The sequence below is a fragment of the Salinimicrobium aquimaris genome, assembly GCF_035607535.1.
In the GTDB taxonomy this organism is placed as follows: domain Bacteria; phylum Bacteroidota; class Bacteroidia; order Flavobacteriales; family Flavobacteriaceae; genus Salinimicrobium.
Genome location: NZ_JAYDZX010000001.1, coordinates 152,457 through 169,193 on the forward strand (window position 1 = coordinate 152,457; position 16,737 = coordinate 169,193).

Here is a 16,737-nt window from a genome sequence, read left to right on the forward strand (position 1 = left end):
ATAAAAAATGATAATAATCAGGATTTCTGTAAATTTGGACCTTAAAGTCTTTTTATAGTCCTTTAACAAACTAACCATAAGCTAAGCTCAATGTTATCCAGTTCCAGCAAATATGCCGTAAACGCCGTACTATACCTGGCAGTACACTCAAGTGATAAGAATAAAATAAGAGCAAAGGAAATTGCAGAAGCGATCAAACTACCTTCTCCGTTCCTGTCAAAGCTTTTACAGTCTTTGTCCCGGGAAAATATTATTTCATCTTCCAAAGGACCTACCGGCGGTTTCTATTTAACCGATGAGGCTTCAAAAAGGCCTCTTATAGATGTAGTGAATATTATTGATGGTACACAGCGGTTGGAGGAGTGTGTGCTCGGTTTGAAGAAATGTAGTTCAGAGCAACCTTGCCCTGTACATTATTCGGTGCAACCTTTAAAGCTAAAGTTCAGAGAGGAGCTGGAAGAGAACATCAACGTATTTGCAGCAAAAGTAAAAAGCGGAGAGGCCCACCTTTTTGTGTAGTCCTCTCCGCTCTAAAATGCCTTTTTTAGAAGGTATTTAATTATAGCATTGCAAGAGTTTGTTTCGCGATCTCCAGTTCTTCATTGGTAGGAATTACCAGGATCTTGACCGCAGAATTTCCACTATCAATGCTGCGTATCTCTTTTGATCTAATGCTATTCTTCTCTTCATCGAGTTTTAAGCCCAGATATTCCATATCTCTACACACCAGCCTTCTAATGACATCAGAATTTTCTCCAATTCCAGCTGTGAATACTACGGCATCAAGTCCATTCATGGCTGCAGCATAGGCGCCTATATATTTTTTGATCCTGTAAGTATTCATTTCTAAAGCGAGCTGACATTCTTTATTGCCTTTTTCGGCTGCATCTTCAATATCCCGAAGATCACTGTAGCCGGTAAGTCCTAGCATTCCGCTTTTGTGGTGCAGCAGGTCGCTCACTTCCTTTGCGGAGTAGCCAAGCTGTTCAATGAGGTAGAAGATAACCGACTGGTCGATGTCGCCACTTCGGGTTCCCATGATCAATCCATTCACAGGGCCAAATCCAAGGCTGTGGTCGATGCTCTTGCCATCCTTTACAGCTGTCATACTGCAACCATTCCCAAGATGCACCGTTACCAGCTTTGTGTTTTTCTTTCCCAGAAATTCATTGGCTTTTTCTGAAACATATTTGTGACTGGTTCCGTGGAAACCGTACACCTGGATATGTTCCTTATCATAAAATTCATTAGGAATAGCATAGCGGTTGGCACGTGAAGGTATGCTTTGGTGGAAAGCAGTATCGAAAACAGCAACTTGTTTTGCACCTGGAAGGATCTCTTCGGCAACCTCGATCCCTTTAAGGTTCGGCGGGTTGTGAAGAGGAGCAAGGGAGAAGAGTTCCCTTATCTTCTCTTTTACCTTTTGATCGATCACAATAGTATTGGAAAAACTTGCACCTCCATGGACTACGCGGTGTCCTATAGCAGGAATATCTGCAGGGTCTTTGATCACCCCGTAGTCACTATGCATTAAATGCTTAGTCACCTCTTTGAGGGCAACTGAGTGATCTTTGACCTCCATTTCTTCGGAAGCAGAATGTGCAGCCGACTTATAGTGTATCTTTCCTGAAGCCTGTCCTATTCTTTCCACCAATCCTGAAGCCAATACGTTTTCTGAAGGCATTTCGATCAACTGGAATTTTAAAGAAGAACTTCCGGAATTTATTATCAATATTTTTTCGTTCATAACTTTTAAATTAGATTCAAGAAACAAGAGCCAAGAACCAAGCTTTTACAATTAGCAATTAACAATTAACAGCTTTCATTAAACCTTAAACCTTAGACTTTAAACTTTTAAAAACCTTGTGCCTGTATGGCTGTAAGGATCACTGTATTGAATACATCATCAACCGTGCAACCACGGCTAAGATCGTTCACAGGTTGATTCAGCCCCTGGAGCATTGGACCAATCGCCAAAGCTCCTGTTTCCCGCTGTACTGCCTTATAGGTGTTGTTTCCGGTATTGAGATCGGGGAAAATGAGCACACTTGCCTGTCCTGCAACTTCAGAATCCGGAAGTTTTGCTTTACCAACGCTAAGATCAACTGCGGCATCATATTGAATAGGTCCTTCGATCTTAAGATCTGGACGTTTTCTTTTTACAATCTCTGTAGCTTCCCTCACGCGATCCACATCTTCTCCTTTTCCTGAACTTCCTGAAGAGTAGGAAAGCATGGCGATCTTTGGTTCAATTCCAAAGGCCTTACTACTTTCAGCAGAAGAGATACAGATCTCTGCAAGCTCTTCTGAAGTAGGATTAGGATTGATTGCACAATCTCCAAATACAGAAACACGGTCTTCAAGACACATAAAGAATACTGAAGAAACCACAGAAACACCGGGCTTGGTCTTAATGAACTGCAACGCTGGACGAATGGTATGTTGGGTGGTATGAGCGGCTCCCGAAACCATTCCGTCGGCATGGCCTTTATGGATCATCATGGTTCCAAAGTAGGAAACATCGCTCATAAGGTCACGTGCGATGTCCATGTTGACATTTTTATGCTTCCGCAGTTCGTAGAAGGTCTTTACATAATCGTCGAAGTATTCAGATTTTGTTGGGTTGATGATCTTTAACTTATCAAAATCAATAGTGAGACCCAGGTTCATCGCCAGCTTTTTGATCTCTTCCTCATCTCCAAGTAAGGTAAGGTCAACAATATCCATTGCGATCAAACGGGAGGCTGCGGTAAGAATGCGCTCATCTGTACCTTCAGGTAACACGATGTGCTTTCTCTTTTGCTGAGCTCTTTTCACCAGGCTGTACTGGAACATTCGCGGGGTCAAACCGGTTGGTTGTAAACCCGCAAAACGCTCTATCAAAGGATCCATGTCCACAAACTTCTCAAAAGTGCTAATGGAGGTCTCAATCTTTTGAGTACTATCTGCATAAATGTTGGAATTTATTGCTCCAACTTTATTCGTCACATTAAAGGTCCCGTCCTCGACAGAAATAATGGGAACTACCTGCGACAGACCTTCAATCAACTTAATAATTGAATCTTCAGGGATGAGTCCGCCGGTAAGCAAGATCCCCGAAATCCTCGGGTAATTGCTGGAAATGTGTGCCTGCAGGGCACCCAGAATAATATCTGCACGGTCTCCCGGGGTGATCACCAGGCTCTCATTTTTAAGGTGGTTCAGGTAATTGCGCAGTTGCATGGCTCCCACATTGAAGCTACCCGACTGGTTGTCCAGGAATTCCTCTCCAAAAAGGACTTTTCCATCCAGTACTTCTACAATTTCCTTAATAGTGGGATTGGCAAGGGTATCGATAAGCGGAAGAGCAAAGACTGCCACGTCATCTGGCAGGAATTCCCTCATCCCTTCTGTTGCAATGGTGAGATTCTCGAGTTCGATCTTATTGCTCACCATGGCCATCACTCTTACATCTTTCCGGATAAAGGTCTGGTAAGCCATTTGCAGGCTGCCCATAAGGCCTTCCTTAGTCTTGCCGCGGCCACTGGCAACAATGATCACAGGAAGCCCCAGGTTCTTGGCGATATTCACATTTTCATCAAACTCGAACACACTGCCTTCGCCCGAAAAATCACTGCCTTCCACCAGCACAAAATCGAAATCCTCTTCCAGTTTTTTGTACTTCCTAATAATGGTATCTATGATCTCGCCCGACTTGCCTTCGTTGCGTTTTTGTATGACTTCGCCTCTTTTAAAAGCAAAAGCGTCCTCATAACCTAGAGGCAGGTCGAAATATTTAAGAACAGTTTCAATGTGGTTATCTCTTTTCCCGGGTTTTGCTTCATTGATGATCGGCCTAAAGTAGGCCACGCGTACTGTTTTCCCTAAAAGTGCCCTCATGAGGCCAAGGGAGATCAATGATTTCCCGCTGTTTGGCTCCAGGGTTGCTATATAAAGTCCTTTATTCATGGTTTTTCAAATTCTCATGCAAAAGTAAGGCTTATAAAAAATCTGGACCGGCGCTGCAGACTAAAAAGTCGTGAAAATCTGATGAAAATCAGCTGAAGCAGGATGATCTGGTCCGGTTTTACTCCTTCGGAAATATCTCTCCTGAAAATGCTATTTTAGAGAGGTGATAATTTCAGCTTAAAAATCTGGAGTCGGGCAGTGCCTGAATTTGAAGCTGCAATCAGAAGGAATTATCCGGAAGAAGATTATTCGAGAAGTAACTATTTACTATATCTAAAAAAATAAAGCCTTGGTTCATGACAAGGCTTTATTTTATAAATTTTAAAAGACTATTGTTTTACCGTGCAGCCGATAGCCTTCGTTTCCTTGACACTGACTTCCCTGCCGGCTAAAAGTTCATTCACAGCATTTGCCACGAAGCGCTCCTTCACAGCATCTGCACTGCGTACATTGTCATCAATAGCACCTATGTACTTAACTATATGCTTCCCTTTTTCTTTCTGAAGTATATAAACGTGAGGTGTCTTCTTTGCACCGTATTTTGCATAGATCGTCTGGCTTTCGTCATACAGATATGGGAAAGTAAATCCTGCTTCTTTGGCTTTTTTCTGCATCAGTTCATAAGTATCATCCGGCTGTACTTTTGGGTTGTTTGGATTAATGGCGATAACGGGATATCCTTTTCCTTTGAATTCCTTGTCCAGGGCAACGATACGTTGTTCACTGGCCACTGCGTATGGGCAGGTGTTGCAGGTAAAGATCACAATGAAGCCTTTCGCCTCAGGATAATCTGAAAGAGAGACCATTTTACCGTCCACATTTTTCAGTTTAAAATTGGTCGCTTCATCGCCGATGGTATAACCGTCGGTCATATTGGTTTCCGGTTGATTTCCGGGAAGCTGAGCAGAAGTATTACCACTGCCCAAAGAGGTTAACCCAAAAAGAGCTACAACAGTTAAATAAAGGAATGTTTTCATAATTACAAGATTGATGTGAGTTCAGATTTTAGTTCGTCATAGGTAAAAGAACGCTCATAGAATTTTCGTTCCTGCTGGTTGTAAATGATGGTTGCAGGAATGGCACCACTCCATTGCTCAGACACTTTTGGGATCCATGAATTAGCATCGGGATCATCCAGAAGTACCACTTCACTCTGCAGTTCATATTTTTTAATGAACGGAATTACCTGCTTTTCCAGTCGGTCCGGAAAATCGAGGCTTGTAAGGACGACTTTGACCTTCTGTCCCGAATATTCTTCATTTATTCTTTCAAAGGCGGGAAGTTCCTCTATGCAGGGTTTACACCAGGTGGCCCAAAAATTAATGATATAAGTGGTGTCATTTTTTTTCTGAAGGTATTCCGAATTAAAGGCCTCAAAGTCGACTGTGGGAATCAAAGCCGAAGATGCTGTCTCCTTTTGTTGGAAAACTTTGGCCTTTTTAACTTCAGAAGCCACTTCATTTTCCACCGTCTTTTCATTATCTGCACAGGCAAACAACAGGGGAGTGATCAAAACAATGAGGATCTTTTTCATTCCGGAAAAATAAAGATTTGTTCTGATTATCAACTTGTTCTTAATGTTATTTTTAAAGTAAAAATATAAAGCAGGTAAAGATCCGGAATATTTTTCATAGCTTTTTCTATTAAAATTATGCACAAAACGCATGAAAGATTATTTCTCCACAGCATCAGATAATTATGCCCGGTTTCGACCTACCTATCCGCAGGAGCTATTTGATTTTCTACTTCAGCTGTGTAATAAACGGGAAAAGGCGTGGGATTGCGGCACGGGTAGCGGGCAGGTTGCGGGGGAGCTTGCCAACTCCTTTGATCAGGTTTATGCAACCGATATCAGTATTAATCAGCTGTCGCAGGGAATTCAGAAGGAAAATATTCATTACTCAAAACAGGCTGCTGAAAATACCGTGTTTCCAGATGCTGCATTTGATCTTGTGACTGTGGGGCAGGCCGTTCACTGGTTCGATTTTGAACTGTTTTACGGGGAAGTAAAACGGGTGCTTAAAAGAGAGGCTGTAATTGCTATTTTTGGATATGCGCTTTTCAACAGTACCCCCGGAACCAATAAGATCATTGAAGACTTTTACCATAATATTATAGGAACATTCTGGCCACAGGAGCGGCGTTATCTTGAGGAGAGGTATCAAACTATTCCTTTTCCGTTCCATGAGATTGAAGCTCCACATTTCGAAATGAAGCAGCAATGGAGTTTTGAGAGGTTGGTGGGATATCTCAAAACCTGGTCGGCAGTAAAACTGTATGAGAGTGAAAAAGGTGAAAATCCGGTAGAGATTATAGAACAGGAACTTTTTCAAAGCTTTGGAGAAGTAGGCCCGGTAAATTTTCCTGTTATCCTAAGGCTTGGAAGAATTTAATATTAATGTTTTGTCTCGAAAAATATCGCTTAGTGACATATAATTTCTCATTTTCAGTTATTAAAAAAATATTATCTTTATCATCCTGCTCTCCAATCCCCCAATTAGATTTGGGATTAGGTCTTCCCCAGCCAGTTCACCGATCTTTTTAAAAATAGGAAATTTTAAACCTGTTCATATGAAAAGATTCATTCTCTACTGTTTATTGCTAAACCTGATGCCGGTTATGGCGCAGGTTACGCCGAAACCCGAAAATGCTACTCCAAAAGTAGTTAAAGACGTGTATCACGGGATCACTGTGGAAGACCCGTATCGCTACATGGAAGATCTCAATGATCCTGAAGTTGTCAACTGGTTACGTTCCAATACAGATTATGCCGAGGCTGTTCTCAATCGAATTCCTGAAAAAAGTAATCTTCAGAAAAAGATCCGGGAGCTTGACAGTCGTACTGCTGCCAGGATCATGAACGTCAATATTACCGATGATGATACCTATTACTATCTCAAGATGACACCGCAGGACGAATCGGGAAAGCTGTATGTTCGCAATGGCTACAAAGGTTCAGAAAAGTTGCTCCTGGATCCTGAAGAGTATAAGAAAGATAAGGAAGGAACCTATACCATATTAAGCCTTATCCCTAGTGCTAAGGGAGATAAAGTTGCAGTGCGCCTGGCTCCCGATGGATCGGAAAACGGGGAACTTCTCATTCTGGACAAAACCGGGCAACGTCTTGAAGAACCATTGAACCTTGTGGAGATCTTTAACTGGATGGTGGATGACCAGGTGGTATATACCAAGCTCAATTCGGCAGATATTACTGATATGAACCGGCAGCTCAACCTTAAGGTCTACCGTCATCAACTTGGTACCCCTCAATCGGAGGATAAGGAGATCTTTTCGGCGGAAAAAAATTCGGCTCTCAACATTAAACCTGAAGAAATTCCTATTGTTATTTATGACAAAGACCTGGACAAGACGGTTGGTGTTGTAGTCACTGTAAACAAAGCGATCAAGACTTACCTTGCCGAAGGAGACAAATCCAACCCAACTTCATGGAAAAATCTCACTTCTCAGGAGGACCAGGTGGCCAACATCGTGGGTTCTAAAGATGCTATCTATTACCTAAGCTTTAAAGATGCTCCAAACTTTAAAATTGTGAAGAGCAGCATTGAAGCACCGGAATTTTCAAAAGGCAAAGTGGTTGTGGAGGAACCCGCTGAAGGACCCATTGAAAACCTTGTCACTACTAAAGATGGGCTCTACTATACCCAAAAATCCAACGGGGTAGAGAGCAAGTTATTTTTCCTGCCAGAAGGTGAAAATAAACCGAGACAAATAGCTCTTCCATTCACTGCGGGATCTGTGGGGATTAATTCTAAAGGGCCCGGATTCAGTGACATCTGGGTAAACCTGTCCGGTTGGACATCTCCTCCAAAAAGGTATAAATACGATGTCGCGACAAACAAGTTCGAACTGGAGCCCCTGTCAACTCCGGCCGAATATCCCGAACTGGATGACCTTGTTGCCAAAGAAGTCATGGTGACCTCTCATGACGGCGTTAAGGTACCCGTATCCCTGGTGCACAAAAAGAACCTGAAGCTCGACGGGAATAATCCTGTTCTGTTATATGGGTATGGTTCCTACGGAATTTCAACAGGTCCGTTCTTTAGTCCGATCTTATTGGCTTATACACTTTACGACGGAGTTTTTGTTGTACCCCATGTACGTGGAGGCGGGGAACTGGGAGACGACTGGCATCGTGCGGGACAGAAGGAAAACAAACCTAACACCTGGAAAGACGCAATTGCCGCTGCCGAATATTTGATCGAAGAAGGTTATACTAATCCTGAAAAGCTCACCATCATGGGAGGCAGTGCCGGCGGAATTCTGGTAGGTAGAGCTATTACAGAAAGACCCGACCTTTTCACTGCAGCAATTCCTGCAGTTGGAGCCATGAACACGGTACGTATGGAAGAATCTCCCAACGGCCCTGTGAACGCTCCCGAATTTGGTACCGTGAAAGATCCTGAAGAATTCAAGGCCCTGCTCGCCATGGATTCCTATCACCACCTAAAAGACGGAGTGGAATATCCTGCGGCGTTGATCACTTCGGGGATGAACGATCCAAGAGTGATCGCCTGGGAACCGGCAAAATTTGCCGCCCGGATGCAGAATGCAACTGCTTCAGATGAACCCGTGCTACTGCTTACCGACTTTGAAAGTGGCCATGGGATAGGGGACCAGAAATCAAAGACCTTTGAGAACTTTGCAAACATGTTTGCCTTCAGTTTCTGGCAATCAGAACATCCCGAGTTCCAGCCCACAGCGCCTATGAAAAATTAGGACCTAAAAAAGGCATTTTTGAAAGAGTTTCAAAAATGTCTTTTTTTATAAGCTTTTGATAAACAAAGAGACACCCGAATTTGGGTGTCTCTTTATTTATGAATTATCATGTTTTATATATTCTTCTTTCCCTGAGCAGGTTGAATGGGTCCACAGGCTACAGGTAGAGTAGGAACGTATTCATCATCAACATACATTCCATGCAAAACAATAGTATTATTTTGAAGAGGGGTAATAGCAGAACTTGCATCATATGTTCTCGAAAATGTTATAGTACCATCTGGTGCAGTAGGAAATGGTCTTAACGGCAATAAAGGTGCACCATAAAATGGCAATCCTTCTCCTATCTCTACGAGACCGTCACCGTCTTCATCGGCAGAAGCGGGAGGACATTTTGAGTTTTTGTTACTATCCTCAAAACCGTGGATATGTTGAGGGTGTGTCATATCGGGAACTAAACCAGTCGCGTTGATGGTCACTGTAAGCTCATTTCCTTCTAAGACTAATTCGGCAGTACCCGAAACTCCGGAATTATTGAGAGCAGAAAGATCTGCCGTGTAATATTTTGCCTTGGCCGACATATTAACATCTTTGTGGGCAGATTGCAGGTCAGTTTCGAGACCATACATCATCTCTTCATCGGCTTCAGATTTCGAGCAACTCGTCAACAAGAGAACAAAGCTGAAAATCATTAGGAATGGAAGTAAGCGTTTAAAATTTTTCATAATAATGTTTTTTAGATTTAGTCCAAAGTTATGGGCTATTCAAAGTATTAATCGTAATAAAACATTAATTATGAGGGGTTTATGTGTATGGCTGTAAAAAATAACAGGAATTAGGACAATTTTGTCCTAGTTTTTCCAATTGTAAGGTTTTTCCTCTATAGGAAATTAGGAGTGGTAAATACTATCCTTAGCAAAAAAGATGAAATTATGAAGAAGCCATAATTTTGAGCCCAGATTTGAAATTAAAATTCTGATCCTTTAATTCAGAGTAAAGTTTAGATTCATAGTGCTATATTTGCACCCGCAAAAAAGCGCAGCAAATAATTATCTATGAAAGCCGGAATTGTAGGATTACCCAACGTAGGAAAATCAACCTTATTCAATTGTCTCTCAAACGCAAAGGCCCAAAGTGCTAACTTTCCCTTTTGTACAATAGAACCAAATGTAGGCGTGGTGAACGTGCCCGACAGGCGGATTGAGAAACTGGAATCTTTAGTAAATCCAGAGCGGGTAGTGCCTGCAACTGTAGAGATCGTGGATATCGCCGGCTTAGTGAAAGGGGCGAGCAAAGGGGAAGGCTTGGGAAATCAATTCCTGGGAAACATCAGGGAAACTGACGCTATCCTTCACGTGTTGAGATGTTTTGAGAATGACAATATTGTGCACGTGGATGGGAATATTAATCCGGTGCGGGATAAGGAGACCATTGATATGGAGCTCCAGTTAAAAGATCTTGAAACAGCGGAGAAAAAACTCGAAAAAGTTAAGCGTGCAGCTAAAACCGGAAACAAAGAAGCTCAAAAAGAGGAAGCAGCCCTGCTAAAGGTGAAAAACGGACTGGAAGCCGGAAAGTCGGTTAGAGCTATAGAACTTTCAGACGAAGAGCGAGCTGAATTTATTAAACCATTGCAGTTCATAACCGATAAGCCGGTGATGTACGTGTGTAATGTGAATGAGAGCGATGCTGTAACCGGGAACGAATATGTCGATAAGGTAAAAGAGGCGGTGAAGGATGAAAATGCTGAAGTTTTGGTCCTCGCAGTGGGTACAGAAGCCGATATCACAGAGCTTGAAGATTACGAGGAACGCCAAATGTTCCTTCAGGATATAGGACTTGATGAGCCGGGATCGGCAAAATTGATCCGCGGTGCTTACAAACTTCTCAACCTGCAAACCTACTTTACTGCAGGGGTGAAAGAGGTGAGAGCCTGGACGATCCCAATTGGTGCCACTGCGCCACAAGCCGCCGGCGTGATCCATACCGATTTTGAGAAAGGATTCATTCGTGCAGAAGTTATTGCTTATGACGATTACGTGAGCTACGGCAGTGAAGCCAAGGTAAAGGAAGCCGGAAAGATGAGAGTAGAAGGAAAGGAATACATTGTAAAAGACGGGGATGTAATGCACTTCAGGTTCAATGTGTAGTTAGGCAATAGTCTTTAGACTGTAGACGGTAGAAAATATCTTAAGTGTTAGTATTAAGTGTTGAGACTTGGTACGACATGAGGCCTCAGAGGTTTTTGAAACTTGTGAGGTCTTTTTAATTCAGGAAATATTAATGCAGGAATGCCTTTAAAAAAGATAATTTTTAGAAGGTATTCTTATGAAATCACCTAATCCTGAATTTTTGAACCTTAAATTTTGAATTTGCCAGACCTAAACCTTAACCTTGAACCTTGAATCTTGAATCCAAAAAAAGACCTTGAACTTTAAACATTCAACCTTGAACCCGATTTTGTGAAACAATTGTTAATTATTTTGTTCGCCTATGGTTTCAACTTTTTCGGGGAAAGCTTATATTAGCCACGAAACCGCAGGAAGCAGCTATGATCGAAGAAACAAAATATACCGAAGATAATATACGGTCGCTCGACTGGAAGGAGCATATTCGTATGCGTCCCGGGATGTATATTGGGAAACTTGGAGATGGTTCCAGCGCCGATGATGGGATCTATATCCTTCTTAAAGAAGTTATAGATAACTGTATCGATGAATTCGTAATGGGCGCAGGGAAGACCATTGAGATCTCCGTTCAAAACCAACGCGTAATTGTTCGGGATTACGGTCGGGGAATTCCGCTGGGGAAGGTAGTTGATGTGGTTTCCAAAATGAACACCGGGGGTAAATACGATACCCGTGCCTTTAAAAAATCTGTGGGACTAAACGGGGTCGGTACCAAGGCGGTGAATGCCCTTTCCAGCAGTTTTAGAGTAGAATCAACCAGGGATGGGAGATCCAAGTCGGCCGAATTTGAGCAGGGAAACCTTATCAATGAAGAGGAACTGGAAGAAACTTCAAGAAGAAGAGGTACAAAGGTTTCTTTTACACCCGATGAGCTGATCTTTAAGCACTACAAGTTCCGTTCAGAATATATCGAAAAGATGCTGAAGAACTATGTTTACCTCAATCCCGGGTTGACCATAGTTTTCAACGGTGAGAAATTCTATTCAGAGAACGGACTGGCCGATCTTTTGGCCGACAGTATAAACGAGGAAGATCGTTTATACCCTATCATTCACCTGCGGGGGAATGATATCGAGGTGGCGATCACTCACAGTAAGACCCAGTACAGCGAAGAATATCACTCCTTCGTGAACGGGCAGCACACTTCCCAGGGTGGAACTCACCTTGCAGCTTTTAGGGAGGCTGTGGTCAAAACCCTCAGAGAGTTCTACGGAAAGAACTTTGAGGCCAGTGATGTACGGAAGTCAATAGTTTCAGCAATTAGTATAAAGGTCATGGAACCGGTCTTTGAGAGCCAGACAAAGACCAAACTTGGTTCGACCGATATGGGAGGTGACCTGCCAACGGTGCGTACCTATATCAATGATTTTGTAAAGACACAGCTCGATAATTACCTCCATAAAAATCCTGAGACAGCCGAATTGCTTCAGCGCAAGATCCTGCAGGCCGAAAGGGAACGCAAGGAACTTTCCGGGATTAGGAAACTGGCTAAGGACAGGGCTAAAAAGGCCAGCCTGCACAATAAAAAATTGCGTGACTGCCGAATCCATTTGGGAGACAGCAAGAAAGAGCGCTACCTGGAAAGCACACTGTTCATTACTGAGGGGGATTCTGCAAGTGGATCCATTACCAAGTCAAGGGATGTAAATACCCAGGCGGTATTCAGTCTGCGCGGAAAGCCTCTGAATTCCTACGGAATGTCGAAAAAGATCGTTTATGAGAACGAGGAATTTAATCTGCTTCAGGCGGCGCTGAATATCGAAGAGTCCATGGAAGATCTTCGGTACAACAATATCGTGATCGCCACAGATGCCGATGTTGACGGAATGCACATCAGGTTATTGCTGATCACCTTCTTTTTGCAATTCTTTCCGGAGCTAATAAAGGAAAACCATTTATACATCCTGCAAACCCCGCTCTTCCGCGTGCGGAATAAAAAAGAGACGATCTACTGCTACAGCGAGTTGGAAAGACAACAGGCAGTACAAAAACTTTCAGGAAAACCGGAGATCACCCGCTTTAAAGGTCTTGGGGAAATCTCTCCCGATGAGTTTAAGCACTTTATTGGGGATGATATTCGGCTGGATCCGGTAATGCTCGACAAAGATATGAGTATCGAGGAGCTCCTGAACTTCTACATGGGGAAAAACACGCCAGACAGGCAGGAATTCATTATTGATAACCTTAAGGTAGAGCTGGACCTTATTAACGAATAACATGAAATTCAACAACAGGAAAGAAACCGGAATAATTCCTTCAATTTATATCATTGTGGTAGCGGTTTTCATTACTAATGCGTTTGCATCTGTTGAATTGAAATATGATGATGTTCCTTTTAATTACAGCAGCCTAATCCCAAATGCAATTGCACTGCTGGTTGGAATTTACATCTTTATAGTTGGAAAGACCTTTGAATTTGACAGTGACGGGGAAACCATCAATTTCAAAAGCAATGGGGTGCTGGTTTCACAATTTATGCACTACAGGGAGCAGAGAACCGAGGTGCCCAAGTCAAAGTTGAAGGATTTTAGAGTAGAGAACTATTTTTTTTATAAGCGCCTGCACATCTTTATTCATTCGCGTAACAGCAGGGGCTATAGACATTACAAGTATAATATCACCTTTTTGACAGGCAAGAAAGTCAAGGCTTTAAAGATGTCACTTGCCAAGATTTTGGAAAAAAACAAAGCGAGGGCTTAAATGGAGAACGAGAATCTAAACGATCATCAAGACGATCAATTTGAGCAGAACGAAGAACTGGAATCAGGGAATAGTGAAGTTCTAACCCGGGTCACGGGAATGTACAAGGACTGGTTCCTTGATTATGCTTCTTATGTGATCCTGGAGCGTGCCGTTCCTGCTCTTGAAGATGGTTTTAAACCTGTACAGCGCCGTATCATGCACTCCATGAAGGATCTTGATGACGGGCGGTACAATAAAGTGGCCAATATTGTGGGGCATACCATGCAGTATCACCCTCACGGGGATGCCAGTATTGGAGATGCCATGGTACAGGTTGGTCAAAAGGATCTGCTTATAGATACACAGGGTAACTGGGGAAATATTCTGACCGGGGATGGGGCCGCTGCAGCAAGGTATATTGAGGCGCGGCTTTCTAAATTCGCTTTGGATGTAGTTTACAACCCCAAGATCACCGAGTGGCAGTTGTCTTACGACGGAAGGAAAAAGGAGCCGGTAAACCTGCCTGTAATGTTTCCGTTACTCCTGGCTCAGGGCGCTGAAGGGATTGCAGTAGGTCTCAGCACTAAAATTTTGCCCCACAACTTTATCGAGCTCATTGAAGCCAGTATTAAACACCTTCAGGGAAAAAAATTCAAACTTTTTCCCGATTTTGCTACAGGTGGAATTGCTGATATCACAAACTACAATGACGGGATGAGAGGTGGACGCGTGAGGGTTCGCGCAAAAATTTCTCAGCTGGATAAAAATACCCTGGTCATAAAGGAGATCCCTTTTAGCACCAATACCTCAACCCTAATTGATTCTATCCTCAAGGCAAATGATAAAGGAAAGATCAAGATCAAAAAAATTGAAGATAATACTTCGAGTGAGGTTGAGATCCTTATTCACCTGCCATCGGGAATGTCCCCCGATAAAACCATTGATGCTCTTTACGCATTTACGAACTGTGAGATATCTATTTCTCCTTTGAGCTGTGTAATTATTGACAATAAGCCGGCCTTTTTAGGAGTTTCAGAAATTCTTAGAAGATCTACAGATCATACGCTGAGTCTGCTGAAACAGGATCTGGAGGTGAAACTGGATGAATTTCAGGAACAATGGCACTTTGCTTCATTGGAAAGGATCTTCATTGAGAAACGGATCTACCGCGATATTGAAGAGGAGGAGACCTGGGAAGGAGTGATCAAAGCAATTGATGAAGGTTTGAAACCTCATATTGCTCATTTAAAAAGAGCGGTGACCGAAGAGGACATTGTAAGGCTTACTGAAATAAGGATCAAACGAATTTCCAAATTCGATCTGGAAAAAGCACAACAAAAGATCGAAGCCCTGGAAGGGGAGATCGAACAAATCAAACATCACCTGGACCACCTGGTAGATTATGCTGTTGCTTACTTTAACCGACTCAAAAAAGAATATGGCGCAGGTAAGGAAAGAAAAACAGAACTGCGATTGTTTGACGACATTGAAGCAACCAAAGTTGTTGTTCGCAACCTGAAGCTATTTGTAAACCGAAAGGAAGGATTTGTAGGGACTGCACTGAAGAAGGATGAGTACGTCACAGATTGTTCAGACATTGATGACGTGATCTGTTTTACCGCCGAAGGTAAAATGATCGTTACCAGGGTAGATGCAAAAACGTTCATTGGAAAGGACATCATTCATGTTGCCATTTTTAAGAAGAAGGATCGCAGGACAATCTACAATATGATCTACAAAGACGGGAAAGGTGGCGCTTCATATATAAAGAGATTTGCCGTTACCTCGGTCACCCGCGACCGGGAATACGATCTTACCCAAGGCAAAAAAGGTTCTGAAATATCCTATTTCTCAGCCAACCCCAATGGAGAGGCCGAGGTGGTGATGGTTTATCTGAGGCAGGTGGGCAGCATCAAAAAGCTCAAATTTGAGGTGGATTTTGCCGACATGGCCATTAAAGGCAGGGCAGTGAAAGGTAATATTGTCACTAAATATCCTATCAAAAAGATTGAACTTAAGGAAGAAGGAGTTTCTACTCTTAAGCCCCGCAGGATCTGGTTTGATGATACTGTAAGAAGACTAAACGTAGATGAGAGAGGAGAGCTGCTCGGAGAATTTAAAGGAGAAGACAGACTTTTGATCATCACTCAAAATGGGGTGGCAAAAACCATTAAACCTGAATTGACTACCAGGTTCGATGAAGATATCATCGTTCTGGAAAAATGGTCTCCTAAAAAACCGATTTCCGCCATCTACTGGGAAGGGGAAAAAGAGCGATTTTATGTGAAACGGTTTGTCATAGAAAACGAAGAGAAGGAAGAAAACTTTATAGGGGATCATCCAAAGTCATATCTCGAGATAGTTTCGACAGATTATCTGCCGGTAGTGGAGGTGGTCTACGGAAAAATAAGAGGGAAAGACCAGAAACCAAACGATCAGGTTGAACTTGAAGAATTTATTGCAATAAAAGGTATCAAGGCTCTTGGAAATCAGCTTACTACAGAAAAAGTAAAACAGATAAACCTGCTTGACCCCAAACCTTATGAACAACCTGAAGAAGTAGCTCCCGAAGACATGGAAGTAGTGGATGAGGAGAGTGTGGAAAGCAAAACTCCTAATCCAGATTCTCCCGATTTTACCGAAGGAAAACTGCAGAAAAAGGGTGCTAAAACAGACGAGACTCAGATTAAACTTTTTGAGGAGTAATGGCTAAAGGATTTCTAAAGGAATTCAAGGAATTTGCCGTTAAGGGCAATATGATCGATATGGCGGTGGGGATTATTATAGGTACCGCCTTCAATCGTGTTGTAGATGTGCTGGTAAAGCAGGTAATCATGCCGCCTCTTTCCCTGCTTACCGGCAGAATTGAATACGCCGATAGGAAATTTGTCCTCAGGGAAGCAGTTCCCGCCACCGATGGGGTCGAGGCTGTAGAGGAAATAGCTGTAGGTTACGGGTTATTGATCGAAGTTTTTATTGATTTCCTGGTGATTGGTTTTGTGGTGTTTATAGTGGTCAAATTCATGAACAAATTCAGGAAAAAAGCTGAGGACCCTAAAGATAAAACGGTTGCTACGCCAAAAGATATTGAGCTCCTTACCAATTTGAATGAACTGATGGCGGAACAGAATGAGCTGCTGAAGAGGAAGAGTTAAGAGTTCGGAGTTTGGAGTTCAGAGTT

13 protein-coding genes are annotated in these 16,737 nt (G+C 42.7%); 8 read left to right on the forward strand and 5 right to left on the reverse strand.

Annotated features, from left to right (window positions below):
• Nucleotides 1-90 precede the first annotated feature (90 nt).
• On the forward strand, nucleotides 91-519 hold the full coding sequence (locus VR862_RS00690) for an RrF2 family transcriptional regulator (RefSeq protein ID WP_324719009.1): 429 nt from the start codon (nucleotides 91-93) through the stop codon (nucleotides 517-519).
• A 40-nt stretch (nucleotides 520-559) separates the two neighbouring features.
• Here the strand turns inward: VR862_RS00690 and VR862_RS00695 are convergent, their stop codons facing one another.
• The 4 genes from VR862_RS00695 to VR862_RS00710 form a co-directional block, all read right to left on the reverse strand.
• A complete protein-coding gene (locus VR862_RS00695; protein WP_324719010.1) occupies nucleotides 560-1,747 on the reverse strand; it encodes an acetate/propionate family kinase in 1,188 nt (395 codons plus the stop codon).
• A 107-nt stretch (nucleotides 1,748-1,854) separates the two neighbouring features.
• Nucleotides 1,855-3,948: a phosphate acetyltransferase gene (gene pta, locus VR862_RS00700; RefSeq protein ID WP_324719011.1), complete on the reverse strand. Its 2,094-nt coding sequence runs from the start codon at nucleotides 3,946-3,948 to the stop codon at nucleotides 1,855-1,857.
• Nucleotides 3,949-4,277: 329 nt separating this feature from the next.
• Nucleotides 4,278-4,925 carry a thioredoxin family protein gene (locus VR862_RS00705; protein ID WP_324719012.1) on the reverse strand — a complete coding sequence of 216 codons (648 nt, stop codon included), beginning with the start codon at nucleotides 4,923-4,925 and terminating at the stop codon, nucleotides 4,278-4,280.
• 2 nt (nucleotides 4,926-4,927) lie between these two features.
• Nucleotides 4,928-5,482, reverse strand: a complete 555-nt coding sequence (locus tag VR862_RS00710; RefSeq protein WP_324719013.1) for a TlpA disulfide reductase family protein — start codon at nucleotides 5,480-5,482, stop codon at nucleotides 4,928-4,930.
• Between the two features lie 130 nt (nucleotides 5,483-5,612).
• Here VR862_RS00710 and VR862_RS00715 point away from each other — a divergent pair, with 130 nt between their 5' ends.
• Together VR862_RS00715 and VR862_RS00720 are read left to right on the forward strand one after the other, a co-directional pair.
• A complete protein-coding gene (locus VR862_RS00715; RefSeq protein WP_324719014.1) occupies nucleotides 5,613-6,341 on the forward strand; it encodes a class I SAM-dependent methyltransferase in 729 nt (242 codons plus the stop codon).
• Nucleotides 6,342-6,519: 178 nt separating this feature from the next.
• Entirely contained in the window at nucleotides 6,520-8,685 is a 2,166-nt protein-coding gene (locus tag VR862_RS00720; RefSeq protein WP_324719015.1) for a prolyl oligopeptidase family serine peptidase, read from the forward strand.
• 113 nt (nucleotides 8,686-8,798) lie between these two features.
• On the opposite strand, the gene VR862_RS00725 is transcribed toward VR862_RS00720, so the two are convergent.
• On the reverse strand, nucleotides 8,799-9,410 hold the full coding sequence (locus VR862_RS00725) for a hypothetical protein (protein ID WP_324719016.1): 612 nt from the start codon (nucleotides 9,408-9,410) through the stop codon (nucleotides 8,799-8,801).
• Nucleotides 9,411-9,740: 330 nt separating this feature from the next.
• Between VR862_RS00725 and ychF the strand changes: the two genes are divergently transcribed.
• The 5 genes from ychF (at nucleotide 9,741) to mscL (ending at nucleotide 16,711) form a co-directional block, all read left to right on the forward strand.
• Nucleotides 9,741-10,835, forward strand: a complete 1,095-nt coding sequence (gene ychF, locus VR862_RS00730) for a redox-regulated ATPase YchF (protein ID WP_324719017.1) — start codon at nucleotides 9,741-9,743, stop codon at nucleotides 10,833-10,835.
• 401 nt (nucleotides 10,836-11,236) lie between these two features.
• Complete coding sequence (locus tag VR862_RS00735) at nucleotides 11,237-13,090, forward strand: DNA topoisomerase IV subunit B (RefSeq protein WP_324719018.1); 1,854 nt, start codon at nucleotides 11,237-11,239, stop codon at nucleotides 13,088-13,090.
• A 1-nt stretch (nucleotide 13,091) separates the two neighbouring features.
• Nucleotides 13,092-13,574, forward strand: a complete 483-nt coding sequence (locus VR862_RS00740; RefSeq protein WP_324719019.1) for a hypothetical protein — start codon at nucleotides 13,092-13,094, stop codon at nucleotides 13,572-13,574.
• Complete coding sequence (locus VR862_RS00745; protein WP_324719020.1) at nucleotides 13,575-16,262, forward strand: DNA gyrase/topoisomerase IV subunit A; 2,688 nt, start codon at nucleotides 13,575-13,577, stop codon at nucleotides 16,260-16,262.
• Complete coding sequence (gene mscL / locus VR862_RS00750; RefSeq protein WP_324719021.1) at nucleotides 16,262-16,711, forward strand: large conductance mechanosensitive channel protein MscL; 450 nt, start codon at nucleotides 16,262-16,264, stop codon at nucleotides 16,709-16,711. Before VR862_RS00745 ends, mscL begins: the two co-directional genes overlap by 1 nt.
• Nucleotides 16,712-16,737 lie beyond the last annotated feature (26 nt).

Excerpts from the sequence above, each read along its gene's own strand:
- mscL (WP_324719021.1), top strand. The coding sequence starts at position 16,262 with ATGGCTAAAGGATTTCTAAAGGAATTCAAGGAATTTGCCGTTAAGGGC.
- VR862_RS00720 (WP_324719015.1), top strand. The coding sequence starts at position 6,520 with ATGAAAAGATTCATTCTCTACTGTTTATTGCTAAACCTGATGCCGGTT.
- VR862_RS00725 (WP_324719016.1), bottom strand. The coding sequence starts at position 9,410 with ATGAAAAATTTTAAACGCTTACTTCCATTCCTAATGATTTTCAGCTTT.
- pta (WP_324719011.1), bottom strand. The coding sequence starts at position 3,948 with ATGAATAAAGGACTTTATATAGCAACCCTGGAGCCAAACAGCGGGAAA.
- VR862_RS00705 (WP_324719012.1), bottom strand. The coding sequence starts at position 4,925 with ATGAAAACATTCCTTTATTTAACTGTTGTAGCTCTTTTTGGGTTAACC.
- VR862_RS00740 (WP_324719019.1), top strand. The coding sequence starts at position 13,092 with ATGAAATTCAACAACAGGAAAGAAACCGGAATAATTCCTTCAATTTAT.
- VR862_RS00690 (WP_324719009.1), top strand. The coding sequence starts at position 91 with ATGTTATCCAGTTCCAGCAAATATGCCGTAAACGCCGTACTATACCTG.
- VR862_RS00715 (WP_324719014.1), top strand. The coding sequence starts at position 5,613 with ATGAAAGATTATTTCTCCACAGCATCAGATAATTATGCCCGGTTTCGA.
- VR862_RS00710 (WP_324719013.1), bottom strand. The coding sequence starts at position 5,482 with ATGAAAAAGATCCTCATTGTTTTGATCACTCCCCTGTTGTTTGCCTGT.
- VR862_RS00695 (WP_324719010.1), bottom strand. The coding sequence starts at position 1,747 with ATGAACGAAAAAATATTGATAATAAATTCCGGAAGTTCTTCTTTAAAA.
- ychF (WP_324719017.1), top strand. The coding sequence starts at position 9,741 with ATGAAAGCCGGAATTGTAGGATTACCCAACGTAGGAAAATCAACCTTA.
- VR862_RS00735 (WP_324719018.1), top strand. The coding sequence starts at position 11,237 with ATGATCGAAGAAACAAAATATACCGAAGATAATATACGGTCGCTCGAC.
- VR862_RS00745 (WP_324719020.1), top strand. The coding sequence starts at position 13,575 with ATGGAGAACGAGAATCTAAACGATCATCAAGACGATCAATTTGAGCAG.